We start from the raw sequence: 19237 nt of genomic DNA on the forward strand, positions 1-19237 counted from the left end.
TAAACCATGCAAAACATTCTGACATCCTGGTTCGTACAGGGGATGGTAAAAGCCACCAGCGATATGTGGTTGAAAGGCTGGGATGAGCGTAACGGCGGTAACGTTAGCCTGCGCCTGCTTCCCGAAGAAGTGCAGGACTTCGCCAGCGACTTTTATGCCGAACCGCGCTGCATTGAACTGAGTAAACCGGCACCGGCGTTAGCTAACGACTGGTTTTTAGTGACCGGGTCCGGCAAGTTTTTTCGTAACGTGCAGCTCGACCCGGCAGACAGTCTGGTGCTGCTGCAGGTGGATGACCAGGGGTTGTCGTATAAAATTCACTGGGGATTAAGCAACGGTGGGCTGCCGACCTCTGAACTGGCGGCGCATTTCCAGTCGCACAGCGTACGCAAGCAGGTGACTCAGGGAAGCGATCGGGTGATTATGCACTGCCATGCTACTCACTTTATGGCGCTGAGCTACGTTGTAAATCTGGATTCGGCACGCTTTACGCGCCTGTTGTGGGAAGGCAGCACAGAGTGTCTGGTGGTGTTCCCGGACGGGGTGGGCATTTTGCCATGGATGGTGCCGGGCACTGACGGTATCGGTCAGGCAACGGCAGATGAGATGGCGATCCACAGCCTGGTCATGTGGCCCTTCCACGGCATCTTTGGCGCGGGTCCTAATCTTGATGAGACCTTTGGTCTGATCGACACCGCTGAAAAATCATCGGAGGTTGTCGTAAAAGCTCTATCTATGGGCGGTATTCGTCAGAGCATCACTACCGCGCAGCTGATCGCGCTGGGTGAACGCTTTAACGTTAAACCCTGGCAGGCAGCACTGGATGCGGAGCGCAGCGATGTTACGTAAAGCTTTTGTCATGCAGGTGCATGCTCACTGCCACGATGAATACCTGCGTCGCCATTCACCCATCTGGCCGGAACTGGAACAGACGCTAAAAGCGCATGGTGCCCATCACTATGCTATCTGGCTGGATGCCGATCGTAACCTGCTGTTCGCCAGCGTTGAGATTGAATCAGAAGCCCGCTGGCTCGCGGTGGCGCAAACCGAGGTTTGCCAGCGCTGGTGGGCATCGATGAAAGATTTAATGCCGTCTAATGCGGATAACAGCCCGATAAGTGCAGAGCTTAAACCGATGTTTTTTCTGCCTTAGAGAGCTGATGAACAGAACGACACAATCCCGAACCGCGCATAACCAAACCCGCTAGCCATAACGCGCTAGCCAAATGGCAAAAAACATAAAGCCCGCTCGGGTTTCCCTGAGCGGGTTTATCGATACAGATCGTAAAACGCTAAATGTCCTCGTAGCCATTCACTTAAACAACCGAATGCGCCTTCAGCTTTGCAGCAATACCGTATGAACCCCTCATTCCTTCGCGCCATACTTCTCTTTATCGCTTTACACCTATATAGCATTTAACCTATATCCCGGAGTTGTGTGGCCGATTAAAACAACGGATACGTTTGACTGCTGGTTTACCTCGCTTAGCGATATCGACAGGGCTGACGTGCTTGCAGCATTGTTGGTCCTGCGGGAGAAGGGGCCGGGTTTGTCCAGACCTTATGCCGATACGCTCAAAGGCTCCCGCTATAGCAACATGAAAGAACGACGTATCCAGAGCCGGGGCGATCCTTTACGGGCATTTTTTGCCTTTGACCCGGCCCGAACCGGCATTGTGCTTTGTGCCGGAAATAAGGTCGGCAATGAAAAACGTTTTTACGACGCGATGCTCCCGGTTGCTGACCGGGAATTCACGAACTGGCTTAACGCATTAAAAAATAAGGAGTAACGCGATGGGCAGAACGCTGGAACAGCTTATTGCGGATGAAAAAAATGACGTCGTGGATGAAGCTCAGGCGATGGCGACGGACATCCTGCTCAATATTCACCTTGCCGAACTGCGTGAGAAAGTACAAAAAACGCAGGTAGAAATGGCGCAGGCGCTGGGCATCAAACAACCTACCGTTGCAGGAATGGAAAAACCGGGGCGCGACCTGAAGCTGTCCACGCTCAAACGCTATGTTGAAGCGACCGGTGGCAAGCTTCGCCTTGATGTTGAACTGCCGGATGGTTCTCACTACGCTTTTGTGCTTTAAACCCGCAGGGCCGTTCAACGTAGCCAGCCGATCGTTTCTTAGGGTTTTGCACGATGCCTGCGCGACGGCCTCAACGCATTTACCGTTCGCGCGGCGACGCTTTCAGCCAGGTGTTGCTGCGCGAGACAGCTGTTCTTTGTCAGTCGTTAACGGATAAACTCGCGCTGCTGGCGGGCATCGGAAACAAAGTAAAGCCTGCGGGCGGGCACCCGCACGATATAGGATTCTTTTCGGATGAAGAGATAGTTGAATACCAAAGACGTGAATCGCCTGAATCAACAAGCAGAGACGGACCATAAGAATCGGTCAGTTCAGGGGTTTTGCGGGACGTGATACTACGGATTTTCAGGGCTGACAGGGGGCAGGTTTGTCATGCCATTATCTAACTGAAATAAAAGGAATCGTACAACTCATTTCGCCGGACGCGCAGGGGAGGTCAATACGCGTCGGGGAACATTTTCACGCTAACTTACGGCAACCTGGCAGAGCAGGTACGTATCAGTAGGCCTGAAAACAGGAAGATGGCTCCTCTGACTGGACTCGAACCAGTGACATACGGATTAACAGTCCGCCGTTCTACCGACTGAACTACAGAGGAATCGTTTGAACGGGGCGCATATTATCGACGTCCCGCAGGCTTGTCAAAGCTCTTTTTCACAAAACTGTCTAATTGCTGAAATACTCGCCAACTCCCGCGTTTTAACCGTTTCGCTTAGCGTACTGACGCAATCGAATAGCTGTAATTTTGCACCTTTTATTCAGTAAACAGAATCTCCGTTTCATTTTTATAAAGCTTTGCACGACATTCCCTCACGAATGTTCTTTATGTTCGTCACATTTATTTCATTTTTAATTTGAAATACTCATAAATGGAATTTAAATTTCATTTAATCCTTTCTCTGTCAGCCCGGAGTTAAAATGAACAAAGTCAGAATCGGCATGATCGGTAGCGGCTATATCGGTCGTTGCCACGCGATTGCCTATGCCCAGGCACCCGCGGTGTTTGCGTTAAAAGGGGAGATCGTGCGTGAAATGCTGGCAGAGGTTAATCCCGAACTGGCCGCAAAGCAGGCTGCCACCTTTGGTTTTTCCCGCTCTACGGGCAACTGGCGCGAGCTGGTGAGCGACCCGAATATTGATGTTGTGGACATCTGCGCGCCCAATTTCTTGCATAAAGAGATGGCGCTGGCCGCCATTGCTAACGGCAAACACGTGTATTCCGAGAAGCCGTTATCCCTGACGGTGGCCGATGCGCGGGAAATGGTTGAAGCGGCCAATACAGCAGGGGTTAAAACCCTGGTGGGCTTCAACTATATGAAGAATCCGACCAGTCAGCTGGCAAAAGAGATCATCGCGCGCGGTGAAATCGGCGAGGTGGTGCACTTTTACGGCACGCACAACGAAGACTACCTGGCAAAGCCGGAAACGCCACTCGACTGGCACTGCCAGAAAGCGCTGGCCGGGTTAGGCGCGCTGGGCGATCTGGCGGCGCACATCGTCAATATGGCGCACTACCTGGTGGGCAATATTGCGGAAGTCAGTGGGGATATGATGACGGTGATTAAAACCCGTCCTGACCCAAAGGATCTCAGCCGTCAGTTGCCGGTGGAAAATGAAGATCAGGCCAGCGCCTTGCTGCGCTTTCACAACGGTGCGCACGGTGTGATTGAAACCTCGCGTATCGCCTGTGGGGCTAAAATGGGGTTGACCTATGTCGTGACCGGCACCAAAGGTACCCTGCGTTACACTCAGGAGCGCATGGCCGAACTGGAGCTGTATATCCATGATGAACCGGCGGGGCGGCAGGGCTTTAAAACCCTGCTGACCGGCCCTGCGCATCCGGACTATGCTAACTTCTGCGTCTCTGCAGGTCATGGTATTGGCTTTAACGATCAGAAAACGGTAGAAATTCGCGATCTCATTAATGGCATTGCCGCTGGCGACCCTATGTGGCCTGATTTTGCAGAAGGATTGCAGGTGCAGAAGGTGCTTGAGGCCATCGCGCTGTCGGCGGCAGAAAGGCGCTGGATGGCGGTATAGCCTTTTAGTGACATTATACAAAACCAGTCCATGATCCGGATGTGGCCCCGGGCTTAGTGCCGGGGCCGGTTGATGCTGATCAGGCTGAGACTTTATCCCACCACAGTTTATCCATCGCATAATAGCGATCACGCTGACTAACAGGCTGAGACAAATCGCGCTGCCACGGCTTATCCAGAATGTAATGCAGGTTCTTCACCTCTTCACATTCCCACAGCTTATCGTGCTGGAAACGCAGCGTTTTTAGGGCATTGTAGACATAGGAGAGCGGCAGCCACTGGCCTTTAAAAGCCTCGTTCAGCAAATCCTGCTCTGAAAAGGCGTACTGGCTCAGGTCCTCTATAGCGGCAATGCGCGCTTCAAGTTTTTCAAAAACGGCGTTATCAGGCTCCAGCACCAGAAAGCCGCCGTTGAGGTAATAATCCACATGTGCGGGCGGCGACTCCTCACGTTCCTGCCAGGTGTAGTGGCAGAACTCGGGCTGCCAGCTGTCTGGATAGGCCTCGATCTGATTCGGATTGCAGCGGCAGGCGTGGCAGGCGGCCAGCGCATGGCCACCCAGATCCAGCGAGAACAGCTCATCCATATTCTGTAATACCAGCATATCGGCATCCAGAAAGACCACCCGCTGATAGTCGGTTAACTGCCAGGCGCGCAGTTTGGTCCAGACTTCACCAAAACGTTCAGATGCATACTGCGGGTTCAAATCGCTGTGCGGATAAAGCCCCTCCACACGGTGGATTACGCAGCCTTCCTCTTCCAGGATCGCGCAGTCTTGCTCATCAATGGCAGCGGTTGCCATCACGACCAGGGGCCAACGCGTTTGACTTTGAGTGAGTGAACGGTGCAGCGCTTTTACGCCGACCAGATAATCCGGTTGCGTCAGTAAGGTTACCCAGGCAAACATATCATCCCTTATCGAATTGATTAAACAGTGCAGCGGTGTAGTCGTTGCTCAGACGGCCTTGCGGATCGAACTGCTCACGCAGAGCACGGAAGGACGCCCAGTGCGGGTAGAGATCCTGCCAGCGGTACAGCGAGGCGTCGTAGTACTTGCCCCAGTGAGGGCGACCGCCTTCTTCTGCCAGCAGCTTCTCCACCTCACTTAAAAAGTGCAGGCCCGCTTCAGAAAGGGAGCCGTCGTCGGCGTAATACACCACAAAGCCAAAGAAGCAGGTGGGCTGGTCAAAGGCCGGGCTGAGCCATGCCGATGACGCACCGGTACAACGCAGGATGATGGGATAGTGCATATGCGGGCGATTGTCGGCGTACCAACGTTTGATTTTGCTGATGACTGCTGGCGTTTTTTCCAGCGGTACGCCAATTTCGACGTTGATCTGCGGCACGGCGATACCGCGACAGAACAGCTGATAGATGTCGCCTGTCACATCGGTAAAATCCCGAAAGCGCGTTACGGTACGGAACTGTTTGCCGCCCTTGCCGTGAATTTGGGTGTCGCGATGCATGTGTTCCAGCGTCTGATCGATCGTGTCGTTGAGGCTGTCGTCGCCTTCATCGGCGTGTTCCACCACCTCACGATCGTTCTGCGCATAATGGTGGCTCTCCTCCTCGCTGGCCTGATGTGCATTCCAGACGTGGATAAAATTGTCATCCACAAACCACCAGGCTTTGCTGAGTTCGTATTCATCATTCCAGCGCAGCAAATCACTTTCCAGGCTGTCCGCCGACACCGCATTTTTATGGCAGGTGAAAATACGAAACGGCTGCGTGCGCAGGGTCACTTCGGTCACAATACCCAGCACGCCCAGCGACACCAGTGCGGCAGGAAAATCTGCATCGCCACGTGACAGCTCACGGACCGAGCCGTCGCTCAGCACCATGCGAATGTGCTCAGCCTCATCGGCAATGGAACTCTGGTGCAGGCCCTGACCGTGAGTGCCGGTAGCCATCGCGCCAGCCAGCGTCTGAACCGAAATCACGCCGGGTGAGGAGGCGAGCATACGATCCATTTCCGTTAAGGTACTGTAGATTTGTTCCAGCGGGGTCGCGCCGGCGAACGTGACGCTGTGTGCATCACTGCGGATCAGGCCGGACAGTGCACTCAGATCCAGCAGCAAATCATCGGGGTGCACGGCCAGCATTCTGCCTGGGGAGTAGGTTTTACCGGTTACGCGCACTTTGCCGCTTGACTCACGCAGTAACTGCCGGAGTGCGGCCTCGTCAGCAGGGCGTTTAACCTGCTGCTGCGTACCAATCTGTGCGTTTTGCGCCCAGTTCCAGACTGCATCATCTTGTGGATCAAGGTGGGTCTGGCGAAGCGGATAAAGGTTGGCGTCTTTGCTCAAACTGCTTTCCTTACTTAAGTGATATTAAGAATACCCCTTAAGCATAGACTATCGCTTTCAACGCCCTGTGAGCCTACTGATGCCGACAGATATAACGCAGCGTGGCCGTCACCGCTAACTGGCGATTGCGGCTGATAATATCCTCTTCACTTTTGTCCGGACTGAACAGCGTATTAAACGTGAACCGGTTAGAAACCTGATGTACGCAGATACTACTGATAAGGCGATGTACATCCAGCGTGTCCAGCGGCTGAATAAACAGCCCCTGCTGCTGACCGCGCGTCAGGATGTCATCCAGCAGATCCAGCGCGCTGCGGTTAAGCTGGCTCAGCCGCACGGATTGTGAGATGTAGCGTCCGCGAGAGAGGTTCTCCATGCAGATCAGCCGAATAAAATCAGGATGCGAAACGTGATAATCGAAGCTGGCCTCAACCAGTTTCGTAATGGCCTGTCCGGGTTCCATTGCCGCCAGATTCAGGCCGGTTTCATGTTCCCTGATCTGCTGATAAACCTGCTCCAGCACATCAATATAGAGCTGCTCTTTATTGCCAAAGTGGTAGACCACCATGCGTTTCGTCGTCTGAGCACTCTCGGCGATCTGCTCCAGCCGGGCGCCCTGCATGCCGAACTCAGCAAAGATTTTGAGTGCGCCAGCCAGAATGCGTTTTTTAAGCCCTTCAGGATCGTTTTTGCGTTTTGTCGTGTCCGTCATAGTGCTCAGTGGGTTGCCAGGTAACGAGAAGGTAAGGGGGCGATATTACCACAGCGTAACCATGCGGGTGGGGATACAGCAGTAAAATCCCCTTTAAGCAGGATGAATCAGCCTGTTCTGAAGCCCCGTTATCCACAAGGCAGCCGTCACCTACCTGTTATTTCGCCGAGTTACAGCGTTTTAACAATCATACCCATGGCAGCCAGCAGCATCATCACGCCCACGACCCGGTACATGATCCGCAGCGAGCGCGGGCGGGTCAGAAACACGCGGACTTTCACCGCCGCCAAAATAAACATCGCGCCCACGGCCAGTAATACGGCAGCGGTAACGGGAACCAGTACGGCACCCCAGAATTTCAGTGAAATTGCCTCCAGGGAAATAACGAGCGGCAGTATTGCCAGATAAAAGGCAATCGTTTTGGGGTTGCCCAGCGTAATACTCAGCCCCGACAGCCAGGCGGAGACCAGTTGCTGACGGGTAATCTTCTGGTCAATGCTGATAGCACGGGGTTGATAAGACCAGAACTGCCAGGCCAGATAGCCCAAATAAAGCGCCGCCGCCCAGTTAATCAACGTAAAGAGCGCGGTGTAGGTCTTGGCCACAATGCCCAGACCAAATACGGCCAGGGTTAAATAAAACACATCGCCCATTATCACGCCGATAAGCGCAGCAAAGCCTGCCAGGGAACCCCCATTGATGCTACGCGCAACGATCGTCGTCATCCCGGGGCCCGGAATCGCGGCGGCCAGTCCCAGCGCCAAAATATAAGGCAGTAATTCAGTATGAAGCGACATGATGTTTCCTTCATTCAATAGGGATAAGAACGTTGTTTACAGGCGTGATTGCGTTAACAGAGCGTGCATTCTGGAAAGAATGCGATGCCGCTTGCTCATCCCGCTTCTGAGCATAAGAACCTGCTCTGTGCCGTTTAATGCCATTCCTCTGCTGCGCAATACAGCCTGATTAAAGTATGCCTGAGCTGGGCAGAAATACGTTGTCTGAATCTCGCTTCTGTGCCGTAATTATGGCAATAATTTGCCTGTAAAATAGGTTAAACAGAAAGGATATGACTGATATGCCGCTTGATAAGACAGAGGTGAAAATTTTAAGCATCTTGCAGGATGATGCCCGGATGACCAATCAGGAGCTTGCCGATAAGATCGGTATGTCTGCCTCGCCCTGCTGGCGCAAAGTCCGCAAACTGGAAGAGCAGGGCGTGATCAAGGGCTATCGGGCAGTGCTGGACCGTAAGAAAACCGGCTCGGGCGTTATGGTTTTTATTCGGGTGGTCATTGACTGCCACAGCGAAGCTGAAGCGGAAAAGTTTGAGCAGCAGGTGACCGCGCTAGAGGATGTTGTGGCCTGCTACAGCATTGGGGGCGACGCCGACTTTCTCTTACAGGTGGTAGCGAGCGATCTTGACTCGTACGCGGAGTTCGCCATGTCGGTGGTACGCAGGCTGCCGCGCATTAAAGAGATGCAAAGTATGTTTGTTTTGAAAGAGATTAAACCGCTGACATCTTTCCCCGTTAAAAATCTGGGTTGAAACGCCTGACTCATCTCTGGCCGAGGATAATATATTGGGTCACGATGGTCGTGTCGTTGACGTTCTTTTTCATCCGGCTCGCAGGCGGGACGAGCAAACCGATGCCGCAATTTCGCGTAATTTTACCTGCATATTTCGCTTTTGTATTTGTAAACGGCTGGTTAACTATGGCTGCCAGTAATAAATAATGCTAATAGGTATGGGAGAGGAGTGTGCTTACTCATCCCTGTCTGTTTACTGCCTGAAACCACAGGAAAAGGCAGGTAAAAGTGAATTATGGCAATGCGTTAAGTTTATCCTCTCTTCGATTTTTGTGTCTTACGGGTCTGCTTTTTTGCCAGTTACCCGCACAGGCAGAGGATCCTCTATCAATCAATCCGGCTAACCTCACGCTGCAGCCTCCGGTAATCAATATGTTTAACGGTATGCCCGTGCAGTCCGGTCAGGCTGGCGACGTGCTTAACCGGAAGCAGCCGAACGAGGGATTCAACCCACGCTGACAGGGTGGCTGTGTATCGCTGGCGCTCAGGCAGCCAGTCGATTTTTTCGGTCATAATGCCGCATGATGAGCAGCGCAGACGGCGGACGGGAACATCAAGCCAGACCTTCCGGTCAGGCAGTTCACGCTCTCTGACGCGTCACAGGGAAGTGTCGTGAATATGGGGAGTACTGCGGTTACACCCGCGGCAACATGGCGCCCGGGAAGCCGCGGACTGAAGACGGATGAGCAACGTGTCGTGGGAAATTTCAGTGTATGAAGAGACACTGAATCCTTCATAACAACGGCGGCTTTGAAGGTTCAGGGTGTGTTTTGGCAAATACAAACCTAAACGTTCTGGCTGCCGTTTTCTATTGGTTCACGCTAACCTGCGATGAACCGAAAAAAAGCCCGGTACAACATACCGGGCTGCGCAATGTGCTAACGAGAGCAAACAAAAAGCCCGCTCAGGTTTCCCTGAGCGGGCTTCTTTAAATCTGGCTCCTCTGACTGGACTCGAACCAGTGACATACGGATTAACAGTCCGCCGTTCTACCGACTGAACTACAGAGGAATCGTGCTACAGGGCGCATAGTAATGGAGTCGGCATGCTGAGTCAAAGCGGTTTTACGCACTTCCGGATCGTTTGCTGAAGGATTCAGCAGCCTGGTTATTTCATCCACAGTTTACCACATGGCAGGGCCATTCAGGCTGATATCAAATCGTCAGGAAAGGCCAGTTTAAGACGCCGAAACAGTCTTATAGAGACCATGTTTTCTGCAAGTTAGCCACTGTGTCGCAGCGCCGCAATGTGCCGCCTGTTCCGTGATAAACAGCTATGGTTAAAGAGAGCAAACCCAACCATGGAGATGCGAATGAACGAGCAACTGAAAGCGCAGATAGCCTCAAGGCTGGCGATTACGGCCGGGCAACGGCAGCAGACGCGCACTGCGCTCAGCCAGGGCCAGCAGGCGGAACCGGACTCACGACGAGCGCAGCGCTATGCGTTTCAACAGCGGGCCCGCCAGAGCGTCATTATGGGCGCTAACGACTTGCTGCCGGTGTCATTTTTACAGCAGGGGTTACGCGCAGCCCGCGCCGTCGCGCTGGTCAGAGAAGATGGCATACCTAAGGGAAGTGGATTTCTGACCTATGGCAACCTCTTCGTCACGAATCATCACGTGCTGCCTGAAGCCGCCATTTCGGGGCGCATCACGCTGCAGTTCGGTTATCGCCAGGGCGAATCCGGCGAAATTCTTCCAGGACGTCTTTATGCGGTGGATGCCGACAGCTTCTGGCTTTCCAGCCCAACGGAGGCGTTCGACTGTACGTTAATAGCGCTTGGCGAGGCGCTTAACGACAGCGGTGAGCAACCGCTGCCGCTGGCACTTAACGATCGTAATGATAAACATGCGCTGGGCATCAGCCTCAATCTCATCCATCATCCGGGCGGTACGCCACAGCAAATCACGCTGCGCAACAATGCCCTGTTAGCACGTCACGAACAGTTTCTGCACTATGAGGCCGACAGTGAAGGCGGCTCGTCAGGTGCACCGGTCTTCAACGACGGCTGGCAGCTGGTGGCCCTTCATCATGGCGCCACAGAAGACAGCGGAAAATGGGTTAACGAAGGCATTCGCATGAGTGCGCTCACCGACTGGCTGAAGGGCGAGTTGCCAGCGCTGTCCCCGCATGGGCAGGCAATCCTGATGCAGGCGCTCACGGCCGATAATGCACCGCTACTGCCTGAGTCCAGTGCCGCCGCGCCAGATGAAAACTACGCTAATCGCGACGGTTTTCAGGCAGACTTTCTGGCGGACAATCCTGTCGATATGGCACAGATCATCGCGCCGCGTGCAGGGGAAGTCGCCCCTCTGCGTGACGGGCGCAACGGCGCTGATGCCAGGCTGAATTACGAGCACTTTTCTCTGCTGATGAATGCCGAACGACGGCTGGCTTTTTTTACTGCCACCAATATCGATGGGGCACGCTATATCAACATTGACCGCGGCAGTGGGCAACCTTCGCTGTTGCCCGAAGGTGACCGCTGGTATGAAGACAGCCGCATCGACAGCCGCTATGTTACTGGTCAGTCGTTTTATAGCGCGTTCAGTCGCTGGTTCGATCGCGGTCATCTCACCCGCCGCAGCGATCCCACCTGGGGCACGGCGGCTGAGGCGGTGCGCGCCAATAAAGACACGTTCCACTTCACTAATTGTTCCCCGCAGCATTTTCGCTTTAACCAGAGCGTGCAGTACTGGCAAGGGGTTGAGCGCTATATCCTGGAATACGGCGTGTTAAAAACCAAACAGCAAATTAGTGTACTGACCGGCCCGGTACTGAACGATCAACATCGGCAGTACGGGGATTTGCAGGTCCCGCTGCTGTTCTGGAAGGTCGTTCTGCGCATCGGTCCACAGGGCACGCCGCAGGCCACCGCACTGCTGGTCAGTCAGGATAAGCTGCTGGATGAGCCTCGCCGCGTGTTGCCGCTTTTACAACCGGAAGCGGTGCCGCAAGTGGATGAATATCGCGTGGCGGTTCGTTCACTGGAAACCCTGACCGGGCTTGATTTCAGCGCATTTCGCGACTGGGACAGCTGGCAGCCCGATCCCAGCCTGCTGGCCGAGCCTGTGCAGGCAAAGCTTATTATGACGTGGCCGGAGCTATTGTAAACGCGAAGAAAACGTCACTGGCTGACGCCTCAAGCTGGTGCTGCATATTCCCAAGGCGTGCGGTATGGGCATCTTCGGCACCTGCAAGGTGAAATGCCTGGAAGGGGAAGTGGAGATGAACCACAACGGCGGCATCACCGATGAGGACGTAGAAGAGGGCTATATTTTGTCGTGCTGTAGCATTCCCAAAGGCAATATTGTCGTCGAGTTTTAACCCCATGCAGACGAAGGCTTGCGGGGAGCATCCTCTTTTTTCCGACGTTGAGGCGTCAGTGAACAGCGAACCTCATCGAGATTCGCTGTGTAATGCCATTGTAAAAAACAGGCGGGAGCGCGTGAAAGGGGGGCTACTCCGGGTGTGGCGATTGTTGTCATACGTGCGCAACAACGGCAGCAATGCCAGCCTGAACCCTGTGATTTTCTGTGCTGTGGATCAGGGCTTTATTCCTGTGCCGTCACCCGTTGAACCGGGATGCGCTACGAAAACAGAAAATATGCTTCACCATGAACCCACAACCCGTTTTCAGACATGAAACGCCGCTACCATACCGCGCAGCGCCTGCGCCTGTTCAGACAGCGAACGCGAGGCTGAAGACGACTCCTCGACCAGCGCCGCATTGTTCTGCGTCACGCCGTCCATCTGACTCACCGCCACGCTGACCTGTGAAATCCCCTGCATCTGCTCGGAGGACGCCAGAGAGAGGGAGTCCATGGCCTCCGCCAGCTCGCCGACCATCCCGACAATTTTGATGATGCTCTGCCCGGTTGAGGAGGCCACGGCAACGCCGCTTTCCACTTGCTCAACGGCCTGTTCAATCAGGACCTTGATATCGCGGGCCGCCGTGGCGCTGCGCTGCGCCAGCGTGCGCACCTCACCGGCCACCACGGCAAAACCGCGGCCTTCCTCGCCGGCGCGCGCCGCCTCCACCGCGGCGTTCAGGGCCAGGATGTTGGTCTGAAACGCGATGCTTTCAATGACCGAGGTAATGTCCCGGACTTTAGCGGCACTGACGGAAATATCCTGCATTGTGCCAGACATCCGCTGCACGTCGGCCTCACCCGAACGGGCCAGGCGGGCCGTATCGCGGGCCGATTCAGCGGTTTGCTGCGCGCCAGCGGTGTTGCTCTTCACCGTGGCGGTCAGCTGCTCCATGCTGGCAGCGGTTTCCTGCAGGGCGGCCGCCTGCTGCTCGGTTCGTGACGACAGCTCGGTGTTGCCCTGGGCGATTTCGTCGGCCGCCAGCGCCACGGAAGTGGAAGCATCCTTTATCTGCGATACCAGGCCGCGCAGCCTGGCCTGCATGCTGTCCAGTGAGGCGAGCAGGCTGCTGGTGTCGTTGCGACGCAGCAGCACGGTGGAGGTGAGGTCCCCGGAAGCGATGGTCGCGGCCAGCGCCTGAGCCTGTGCAGGTTCACCGCCCAGTTGGCGCATCAGCTTCCTGCTGATGACGAGACAAATCAGGGCGCCGGAAATGACGGTTGCAATGATGAGAGCAATAAAGGTTTTGATAACGCGGCTGGCGGATGCGTTACTTTCCACGGCGGTGTTTTCAGCAAAGGCACGCTGCATGTCCGTGAGTTCGTTGAGACTGGAGATAAGGATTTGCTGAGGGGGACGAACAACGTTGGTCAGATAATCTGCGAGGCCATTCAGTTGTCTCTGCCTGCCCATGTTTGCCGCCGTCGCGAGTGTCGTGAGCGCGGCCTGTTCATTCTGCTGTACTTTCCTGAGTAGGCCAATTTCCTGCTGGTTATGGTCGCGTTCGATCATGGATGCAAGCTCAGTGCGTTTCTGGGTATAAACCCCTTTCTGAGTTTCAAAGCGGCCCCACTCATTCTCAATTGCTTTTTGATCAGAGAAGAGCGCCATATTTCTCACCTCAACAAGCATGTTTCTCAGCGCCGTACCTGCATCATTAGACAAAGTCACTTTTTTAAGGTTGGTGTTGACGATCTCATCAATATTCTGACGCGTCTCAAGCAGATTGCTGATTGCAACCGCTGAACTGATGACGAAAAGCAGTATCAAAAAAGCAAAGCCAGCAGACAGTCGTGTCGATACCTTCATCATTCTCTCCGGTTATGGTGTTGTCGTACCCATGTTGTTTTCGGCAAAGAACGAGTGAACCTAAGTGTCCTTTTCAGAAACCGCAGAACGACGCTTTTTTAAGACGGAGGGGATATCGGTAGGGGCTGACGCCATAAAAGCCACTATTTTTATATCAACACATGACTCAAGACTTCTGTTGCCTGTAAACATACCTGACCACGCCAGCGCTATGGGTAGCGCTTCCTTGCCCAATGCTGTCGCGGACAGCGCCACGCTTCACAAACAGAAAGCCTTGGCCGTGTAGACGTTAGCCAAACCGGGCGCAGAACAGCGCGGAAAAACCCAGCTTTCAACAGGATACCTCCTTTTACTGCGCCAGCCTGCAGGTCGGAATCTGAACCAACTTTTCCAGTTCAGTGCGGTTATGCGGGATTGATCTTCTTTTTCAGCCAGTTACGCATAGCGTCGCGCGGATGGCAGACGGAGTCAGTGACGGGCACCTGATGCAATGCGAGATTCTTTTTGGTCGAGGCGCTCTCGGAGAGGACAGCGGCGTGAACCGTTCGGATGGACAAGCAGAGAAAGAGGCTGTGAATCAGTCAGTATAAAAGGCGATCACAAGGGGGATGCTGGGGCTTTTCACGTAGGGCAGGGGAACAGATTTATGACGCTATTATCGAGCGGGAATGATGCAAATCAGACTTGCTGTTTCGCCGAATGCGCAGGTAACCCCACTACGCATCGGAAAAATTTCTCACGCAGACGTAATAAAACCGGGTTGAAAGGCTTTAAAGCATGCCTGAAAACAAGAATTTGGCTCCTCTGACTGGACTCGAACCAGTGACATACGGATTAACAGTCCGCCGTTCTACCGACTGAACTACAGAGGAATTGTCAGAACGGGGCGAATAGTAGCGGCGCCGGCTAGGGATGTCAAAGCCCTCTTTCATGGTTTGCGTTTAAGTGCTCGTAAAAGCAGCGCATTGGTGAATATCAGACACATTCGCTTGCTTTTCAAACTGCTAACAGGATCTCACTTTAACGCCATTTCTCAGTAGATGTTAGACGCATGTCAAAGTTTTGTTATTTGACGATATCAAAACGCTTGTTTCAGTGCTTTTATGATAAAAATTTCAAAAAAGAAATATATGGAATAAACAAACTGCTTGGCGCCTGAAAGTGGGATGGACGTACCAGCGTCAGGACAATACCGTCAGCATGTTAAGAAAAATCATGCGGATAAGAAAAGCAGTGGTGATTTTAGCAAAAGCATCAACGTAGTCGTCTTACCTCAAATTTTCCATAAAAACGCCGGCGAGGCAGTGTGAATGTAAAAGATATTTTTCATTCGAAACGTAAATCGCTAGCAAGTTAACAAATAAGAAGGGTCCCTATGAACATCAAAAAAACGATTGTTGCCTCACTGTTAGCCTGCATGTTGCCCGCCGCTGCGATGGCGAAAGATATTTCCGTGGGTGTTTCTATGGCGGTGTTTGATGACAACTTTCTGACGATTGTGCGTAACGCTGTACAAAATGAGATGAAAAAAGATGGCGTGAAAGGCCAGATCGAAGATGCCAAAGGCGATGTGGCCCAGCAGCTCCAGCAGGTACAGAACTTTATTGGACAGGGCGTTGACGCCATCATTGTTAACCCCGTCGACACTGACGCCGTAAAACCCATTATCGATCAGGCGTCCAAGGCCGGTGTGGCGTTGGTATTTGTTAACCGTAAACCCCAGGCCCAGCTAGGCGACAAAATGGCGTTTGTGGGCTCTGACTCTGAACTGGCGGGCCGTCTGCAGATGGAAGCCCTGGCGAAGGCGATGAACGGCAAGGGCAACGTTGCCATTTTATTAGGTGATCTGGCTAACGAATCGACCCGCGAACGCACCAAAGGCGTGGAAGCCGTAGTGGCGAAATACCCGAATATTAAAGTGGTGCAAAAGCAGACGGCGAAATTCAGCCGCAACGATGCGGTAGATGTCGTGAGCAACTGGATGACCGCTGGCGATGATATCAATGCCATCGCGTCAAACAATGATGAAATGGCGATTGGTGCCATTCAGGCATTAGGCAAGAACGATAAACACATTCTGGTGGCAGGCGTGGATGGCACACCGGATGCGTTGCAGATGATCAAGAACGGCAAGATGGTGGCCAGCGTATTCCAGGATGCAAAAGGGCAGGGTGAAGGCGCTGTTCAGACCGCAATCAAACTGGCAAACGGTGAAAAAGTGCAGAAGATTGTTGATATCCCATTCCAGCTGATCACCAAAGACAACTACACCAAATATACCAGCATGAACCAAAAATAAACGTCTGAACCCGTAGTACGGAGGTGATGTATGACCGCTTTTGCGCTTGAAGCCGAAGGCATCAGCAAGTTCTTTCCGGGTGTGAAGGCACTGGACAATGTGTCGCTGCGCGTCCGCTCCGGAACGGTACATGCTTTGATGGGTGAAAATGGCGCGGGCAAATCCACTTTAATGAAGTGCCTGATCGGGATTTACCGTCCCGATCAGGGCACCATCAAGATTAAAGGGGAGCCAGTGCAGTTCAGGGACACCATGGATGCGTTACGTTCAGGTGTGTCAATGATCCACCAGGAGCTGAATCTGGTGCCGCACATGACCGTGGCCGAGAATATCTGGCTGGGGCGGGAGCCGATGAAATTTGGTTTTGTCGATCATGCCCGGCTAAATAAAGATACGCAGGCGCTGCTTAACCGGCTCAATATCAAACTGAAAGCCGACCGCATGGTAGGCGAACTGAGCATCGCCTCACAGCAGATGGTGGAAATCGCCAAAGCGGTGTCCTGGGATGCCGACATTGTCATTATGGATGAGCCCACCTCCGCGTTGACGGAAACCGAAGTCGCACATTTATTTACCATCATTCGCGATCTGCGCGAACAGGGTAAAGCCATCGTTTATATCAGTCACAAAATGGATGAGATCTTTTCCATCACGGATGAGATCAGCGTATTTCGTGACGGCAGTTGGGTGGGTAGCGACAGCACCAGTGCGTTCACGCGCCAGTCTCTGATCACTAAAATGGTCGGGCGTGAGCTGACACAGCTTTTCCCGAAATTCAACAATGCCATCGGGGAAGAGGTGCTGACCGTTCGTCATCTGAGCTGCAAAGACCGCTTCACCGACGTCAGTTTCGGTGTGCGCCGGGGAGAAATTCTCGGTGTGGCAGGCCTGGTCGGAGCCGGGCGCAGTGAAGTGATGGAAAGCCTGTTTGGCATGACGCATTTTGACAGCGGCGAAATTCTGATTGACGGCATTCCGGCGAATATTGACTCACCGTCGGTCGCCATCGAAAAGGGCATGGCATTTTTGACTGAAGATCGTAAAAAGTCAGGATTGTTTTTGGTGTTGTCGGTGCTGGAGAACATGAGCATTGTCAACATGCCGGAATACAGCGGCAAAAGCGGCTTTGTCAGCCATGTCAAAATGGCTCAGGACTGCATGGATCAAATTCGCCGTCTGAATATTAAAACCCCTACCATGGATCAAATCATCAATAACCTGAGCGGCGGCAATCAGCAGAAAGTGCTTATCGCCCGCTGGCTATTGGCTCAACCGAAAATCCTGATCCTGGATGAGCCGACGCGCGGCATTGATGTTGGGGCAAAAGCAGAAATTTATCGTTTGATTAGTGAGCTTGCCAACCGTGGCGTTGCCATCATTATGGTGTCCTCAGAGCTGCCTGAAATTCTGGGCATGAGTGACCGCATCATGGTGATGCATGGTGGGCGCATTACCGGCATCCTCGATAAAGAAGAGGCCGATCAGGAAACTATTTTGTCGTTAGCATCCGAATGAGGCGCAAAACCACGATGAGTAATATGAAAGCCACGGCCGCTCAGGCTTCTGAGCAACAACCCTCTTTCCTGGCAAGCCTGCGTCACCGGGTTCCAAAGGATACCGGCATCTTTGTGGTAATGGTGGGGATTGCCTTAATTTTTGAAATTTTTGGCTGGTATGTTCGCGATCAGTCGTTCCTGATGAACACGAACCGCCTGATTTTAATTGTATTGCAGGTCGCTATCATCGGTATCATCGCCGTCGGTGTAACCCAGGTGATCATTACGACCGGTATCGATCTCTCTTCCGGTTCGGTGATTGCGTTGACTGCGGTGGTGGCTGCCAGCCTGGCGCAAACCTCAGATACGCTGACGCCGATGTTTCCATCCCTGGTGAATATGCCTGCGGCCGTGCCGATTGCTGCCGGCATTGGCGTCGGTTTACTGTGCGGGTTGATCAATGGCGTATTGATTACCCGCACCGGCATCCCACCTTTTATTGCCACACTGGGTATGATGGTTTCTGCGCGCGGTCTGGCGCAGTATTACACCCAGGGTAACCCCATCAGTTTTCTGTCCGATGGATTCACCTCTATTGGTCAGGGTGCCATGCCGGTGGTGATTTTTCTGGTTGTGGCGCTGGTGTTTCACGTTGCGCTGAAACATACCCGTTATGGCAAATATGTTTATGCCATCGGCGGCAATATGACGTCGGCCAAAGTGTCCGGCATTAACGTCAACAAATACCTGATTATCGTTTATACCATTGCGGGGGCGCTGTCAGGCCTGGCGGGCGTAGTGCTGGCGGCACGCGTCAGCAGTGGCCAGTCAAGCATGGGCGTGGGCTATGAACTGGATGCGATTGCCGCAGCGGTGATCGGCGGCAGCAGCCTGATGGGTGGTGTGGGCCGTATTACCGGCACGCTGATTGGTGCGGTAATTCTTGGTCTGATTAAAAGCGGATTCACCTTTGTTGGGGTGGATGCCTATATCCAAGACATCATCAAAGGCATCATCATCGTCGCCGCAGTTACCATCGATATGCGACGCAATCGCGCTAAACGCTAAAATACGCTGCCGCCTTTGCGCCGTAGCGGCGTTGGTACCAGGCGCTTATCCCAGTCACATAGTTTACTATGCTCCTGGGCCTAAGCGCCTGGCGCCGCCTTGCTACAACATAAATGCGTTTGCGTATTCGCACTTCGCTGGCTGGGGTGAACAAAAGACAGCAAAACCAAAAAGCGTTTAAACGGAATCCCGTGGGGGTTTTCTCTGGTGCCAGAGAATCGCCGCCTTGCTACAACATAAATGCGTTTGCGTATTCGCGCTTTGCTGGCTGGGGTGAACTAAAAAAGACAGCAAAACCAAAAAGCGTTTATACGGAATCCCGTGGGGGTTTTCTCTGGTGCCAGAGAATCGCCGCCTTGCTACAACATAAATACGTTTGCGTAGTCGCCTTTCTGACCTTTTTAAAAAAAACGTGAGCGTATTGAGCGTTGCAGGTGGGAAGACGTTTC

Annotated in this window: 16 protein-coding genes, 3 tRNA genes and 1 pseudogene; 11 read left to right on the forward strand and 9 right to left on the reverse strand. The window is 53.3% G+C overall.

Annotated elements, in window-relative coordinates:
- The first annotated feature begins 6 nt into the window (after positions 1-6).
- From rhaD to P9J57_RS07900, 4 genes are all read left to right on the forward strand, one after another.
- Complete coding sequence (gene rhaD / locus P9J57_RS07885; RefSeq protein WP_013026315.1) at positions 7-849, forward strand: rhamnulose-1-phosphate aldolase; 843 nt, start codon at positions 7-9, stop codon at positions 847-849.
- Complete coding sequence (rhaM, locus tag P9J57_RS07890) at positions 839-1153, forward strand: L-rhamnose mutarotase (protein WP_015699977.1); 315 nt, start codon at positions 839-841, stop codon at positions 1151-1153. Before rhaD ends, rhaM begins: the two co-directional genes overlap by 11 nt.
- Before the next feature lie 283 nt (positions 1154-1436).
- The gene (locus tag P9J57_RS07895) at positions 1437-1790 is read left to right on the forward strand and encodes a type II toxin-antitoxin system RelE/ParE family toxin (RefSeq protein ID WP_013026313.1); all 354 of its coding nucleotides are present in this window, start codon (positions 1437-1439) and stop codon (positions 1788-1790) included.
- A 4-nt stretch (positions 1791-1794) separates the two neighbouring features.
- Positions 1795-2097 carry a helix-turn-helix domain-containing protein gene (locus tag P9J57_RS07900; protein WP_161610845.1) on the forward strand — a complete coding sequence of 101 codons (303 nt, stop codon included), beginning with the start codon at positions 1795-1797 and terminating at the stop codon, positions 2095-2097.
- Between the two features lie 522 nt (positions 2098-2619).
- Here the strand turns inward: P9J57_RS07900 and P9J57_RS07905 are convergent.
- Positions 2620-2695: transfer RNA gene (locus P9J57_RS07905), tRNA-Asn, on the reverse strand.
- Between the two features lie 320 nt (positions 2696-3015).
- Between P9J57_RS07905 and P9J57_RS07910 the strand changes: the two genes are divergently transcribed.
- Complete coding sequence (locus P9J57_RS07910) at positions 3016-4137, forward strand: Gfo/Idh/MocA family protein (protein ID WP_014605487.1); 1122 nt, start codon at positions 3016-3018, stop codon at positions 4135-4137.
- Between the two features lie 79 nt (positions 4138-4216).
- Here the strand turns inward: P9J57_RS07910 and P9J57_RS07915 are convergent, their stop codons facing one another.
- The 4 genes from P9J57_RS07915 to P9J57_RS07930 form a co-directional block, all read right to left on the reverse strand.
- On the reverse strand, positions 4217-5044 hold the full coding sequence (locus P9J57_RS07915) for a glycosyltransferase family 8 protein (RefSeq protein WP_013026310.1): 828 nt from the start codon (positions 5042-5044) through the stop codon (positions 4217-4219).
- Between the two features lies 1 nt (position 5045).
- Positions 5046-6443, reverse strand: coding sequence for a D-arabinono-1,4-lactone oxidase (locus tag P9J57_RS07920; protein WP_013026309.1), 1398 nt, complete (start codon positions 6441-6443; stop codon positions 5046-5048).
- Positions 6444-6516: 73 nt separating this feature from the next.
- The gene (locus P9J57_RS07925) at positions 6517-7155 is read right to left on the reverse strand and encodes a TetR/AcrR family transcriptional regulator (protein WP_013026308.1); all 639 of its coding nucleotides are present in this window, start codon (positions 7153-7155) and stop codon (positions 6517-6519) included.
- A 170-nt stretch (positions 7156-7325) separates the two neighbouring features.
- The gene (locus tag P9J57_RS07930) at positions 7326-7952 is read right to left on the reverse strand and encodes a LysE family translocator (RefSeq protein WP_041457707.1); all 627 of its coding nucleotides are present in this window, start codon (positions 7950-7952) and stop codon (positions 7326-7328) included.
- 281 nt (positions 7953-8233) lie between these two features.
- On the opposite strand from P9J57_RS07930, the gene P9J57_RS07935 reads away from it, so the two are divergent.
- A complete protein-coding gene (locus P9J57_RS07935; RefSeq protein ID WP_041458004.1) occupies positions 8234-8704 on the forward strand; it encodes an Lrp/AsnC family transcriptional regulator in 471 nt (156 codons plus the stop codon).
- Between the two features lie 368 nt (positions 8705-9072).
- Here the strand turns inward: P9J57_RS07935 and P9J57_RS07940 are convergent, their stop codons facing one another.
- Together P9J57_RS07940 and P9J57_RS07945 are read right to left on the reverse strand one after the other, a co-directional pair.
- Positions 9073-9258, reverse strand: coding sequence for a helix-turn-helix domain-containing protein (locus P9J57_RS07940; RefSeq protein WP_013026304.1), 186 nt, complete (start codon positions 9256-9258; stop codon positions 9073-9075).
- 422 nt (positions 9259-9680) lie between these two features.
- Positions 9681-9756, reverse strand: a tRNA-Asn gene (locus P9J57_RS07945).
- A gap of 301 nt (positions 9757-10057) precedes the next feature.
- Between P9J57_RS07945 and P9J57_RS07950 the strand changes: the two genes are divergently transcribed.
- Together P9J57_RS07950 and P9J57_RS07955 are read left to right on the forward strand one after the other, a co-directional pair.
- Complete coding sequence (locus P9J57_RS07950) at positions 10058-11857, forward strand: DNA/RNA non-specific endonuclease (protein WP_483279452.1); 1800 nt, start codon at positions 10058-10060, stop codon at positions 11855-11857.
- Between the two features lie 31 nt (positions 11858-11888).
- Positions 11889-12071, forward strand: a pseudogene (locus P9J57_RS07955) (2Fe-2S iron-sulfur cluster-binding protein); the annotation flags it as partial.
- Positions 12072-12380: 309 nt separating this feature from the next.
- Here the strand turns inward: P9J57_RS07955 and P9J57_RS07960 are convergent.
- Together P9J57_RS07960 and P9J57_RS07965 are read right to left on the reverse strand one after the other, a co-directional pair.
- Entirely contained in the window at positions 12381-13925 is a 1545-nt protein-coding gene (locus P9J57_RS07960) for a methyl-accepting chemotaxis protein (RefSeq protein WP_041457705.1), read from the reverse strand.
- A 796-nt stretch (positions 13926-14721) separates the two neighbouring features.
- Positions 14722-14797, reverse strand: a tRNA-Asn gene (locus P9J57_RS07965).
- A gap of 503 nt (positions 14798-15300) precedes the next feature.
- Between P9J57_RS07965 and P9J57_RS07970 the strand changes: the two genes are divergently transcribed.
- From P9J57_RS07970 to P9J57_RS07980, 3 genes are read left to right on the forward strand one after another with little or no spacing between them, the layout of a single operon-like run.
- Positions 15301-16224 carry a sugar ABC transporter substrate-binding protein gene (locus P9J57_RS07970; RefSeq protein WP_013026300.1) on the forward strand — a complete coding sequence of 308 codons (924 nt, stop codon included), beginning with the start codon at positions 15301-15303 and terminating at the stop codon, positions 16222-16224.
- A 30-nt stretch (positions 16225-16254) separates the two neighbouring features.
- Positions 16255-17739, forward strand: a complete 1485-nt coding sequence (locus P9J57_RS07975; RefSeq protein ID WP_013026299.1) for a sugar ABC transporter ATP-binding protein — start codon at positions 16255-16257, stop codon at positions 17737-17739.
- 23 nt (positions 17740-17762) lie between these two features.
- Positions 17763-18788, forward strand: coding sequence for an ABC transporter permease (locus P9J57_RS07980; RefSeq protein ID WP_024470980.1), 1026 nt, complete (start codon positions 17763-17765; stop codon positions 18786-18788).
- The last annotated feature ends 449 nt before the right edge of the window (positions 18789-19237 follow it).

The organism is Pantoea sp. nfd-35 (assembly GCF_056892255.1).

Bases quoted from the DNA above. Each gene is read 5' to 3' on its own strand.
- rhaD (WP_013026315.1), top strand. From the start codon at position 7: ATGCAAAACATTCTGACATCCTGGTTCGTACAGGGGATGGTAAAAGCC.
- rhaM (WP_015699977.1), top strand. From the start codon at position 839: ATGTTACGTAAAGCTTTTGTCATGCAGGTGCATGCTCACTGCCACGAT.
- P9J57_RS07900 (WP_161610845.1), top strand. From the start codon at position 1,795: ATGGGCAGAACGCTGGAACAGCTTATTGCGGATGAAAAAAATGACGTC.
- P9J57_RS07910 (WP_014605487.1), top strand. From the start codon at position 3,016: ATGAACAAAGTCAGAATCGGCATGATCGGTAGCGGCTATATCGGTCGT.
- P9J57_RS07915 (WP_013026310.1), bottom strand. From the start codon at position 5,044: ATGTTTGCCTGGGTAACCTTACTGACGCAACCGGATTATCTGGTCGGC.
- P9J57_RS07925 (WP_013026308.1), bottom strand. From the start codon at position 7,155: ATGACGGACACGACAAAACGCAAAAACGATCCTGAAGGGCTTAAAAAA.
- P9J57_RS07930 (WP_041457707.1), bottom strand. From the start codon at position 7,952: ATGTCGCTTCATACTGAATTACTGCCTTATATTTTGGCGCTGGGACTG.
- P9J57_RS07935 (WP_041458004.1), top strand. From the start codon at position 8,234: ATGCCGCTTGATAAGACAGAGGTGAAAATTTTAAGCATCTTGCAGGAT.
- P9J57_RS07940 (WP_013026304.1), bottom strand. From the start codon at position 9,258: ATGACCGAAAAAATCGACTGGCTGCCTGAGCGCCAGCGATACACAGCC.
- P9J57_RS07950 (WP_483279452.1), top strand. From the start codon at position 10,058: ATGAACGAGCAACTGAAAGCGCAGATAGCCTCAAGGCTGGCGATTACG.
- P9J57_RS07960 (WP_041457705.1), bottom strand. From the start codon at position 13,925: ATGAAGGTATCGACACGACTGTCTGCTGGCTTTGCTTTTTTGATACTG.
- P9J57_RS07970 (WP_013026300.1), top strand. From the start codon at position 15,301: ATGAACATCAAAAAAACGATTGTTGCCTCACTGTTAGCCTGCATGTTG.
- P9J57_RS07975 (WP_013026299.1), top strand. From the start codon at position 16,255: ATGACCGCTTTTGCGCTTGAAGCCGAAGGCATCAGCAAGTTCTTTCCG.
- P9J57_RS07980 (WP_024470980.1), top strand. From the start codon at position 17,763: ATGAAAGCCACGGCCGCTCAGGCTTCTGAGCAACAACCCTCTTTCCTG.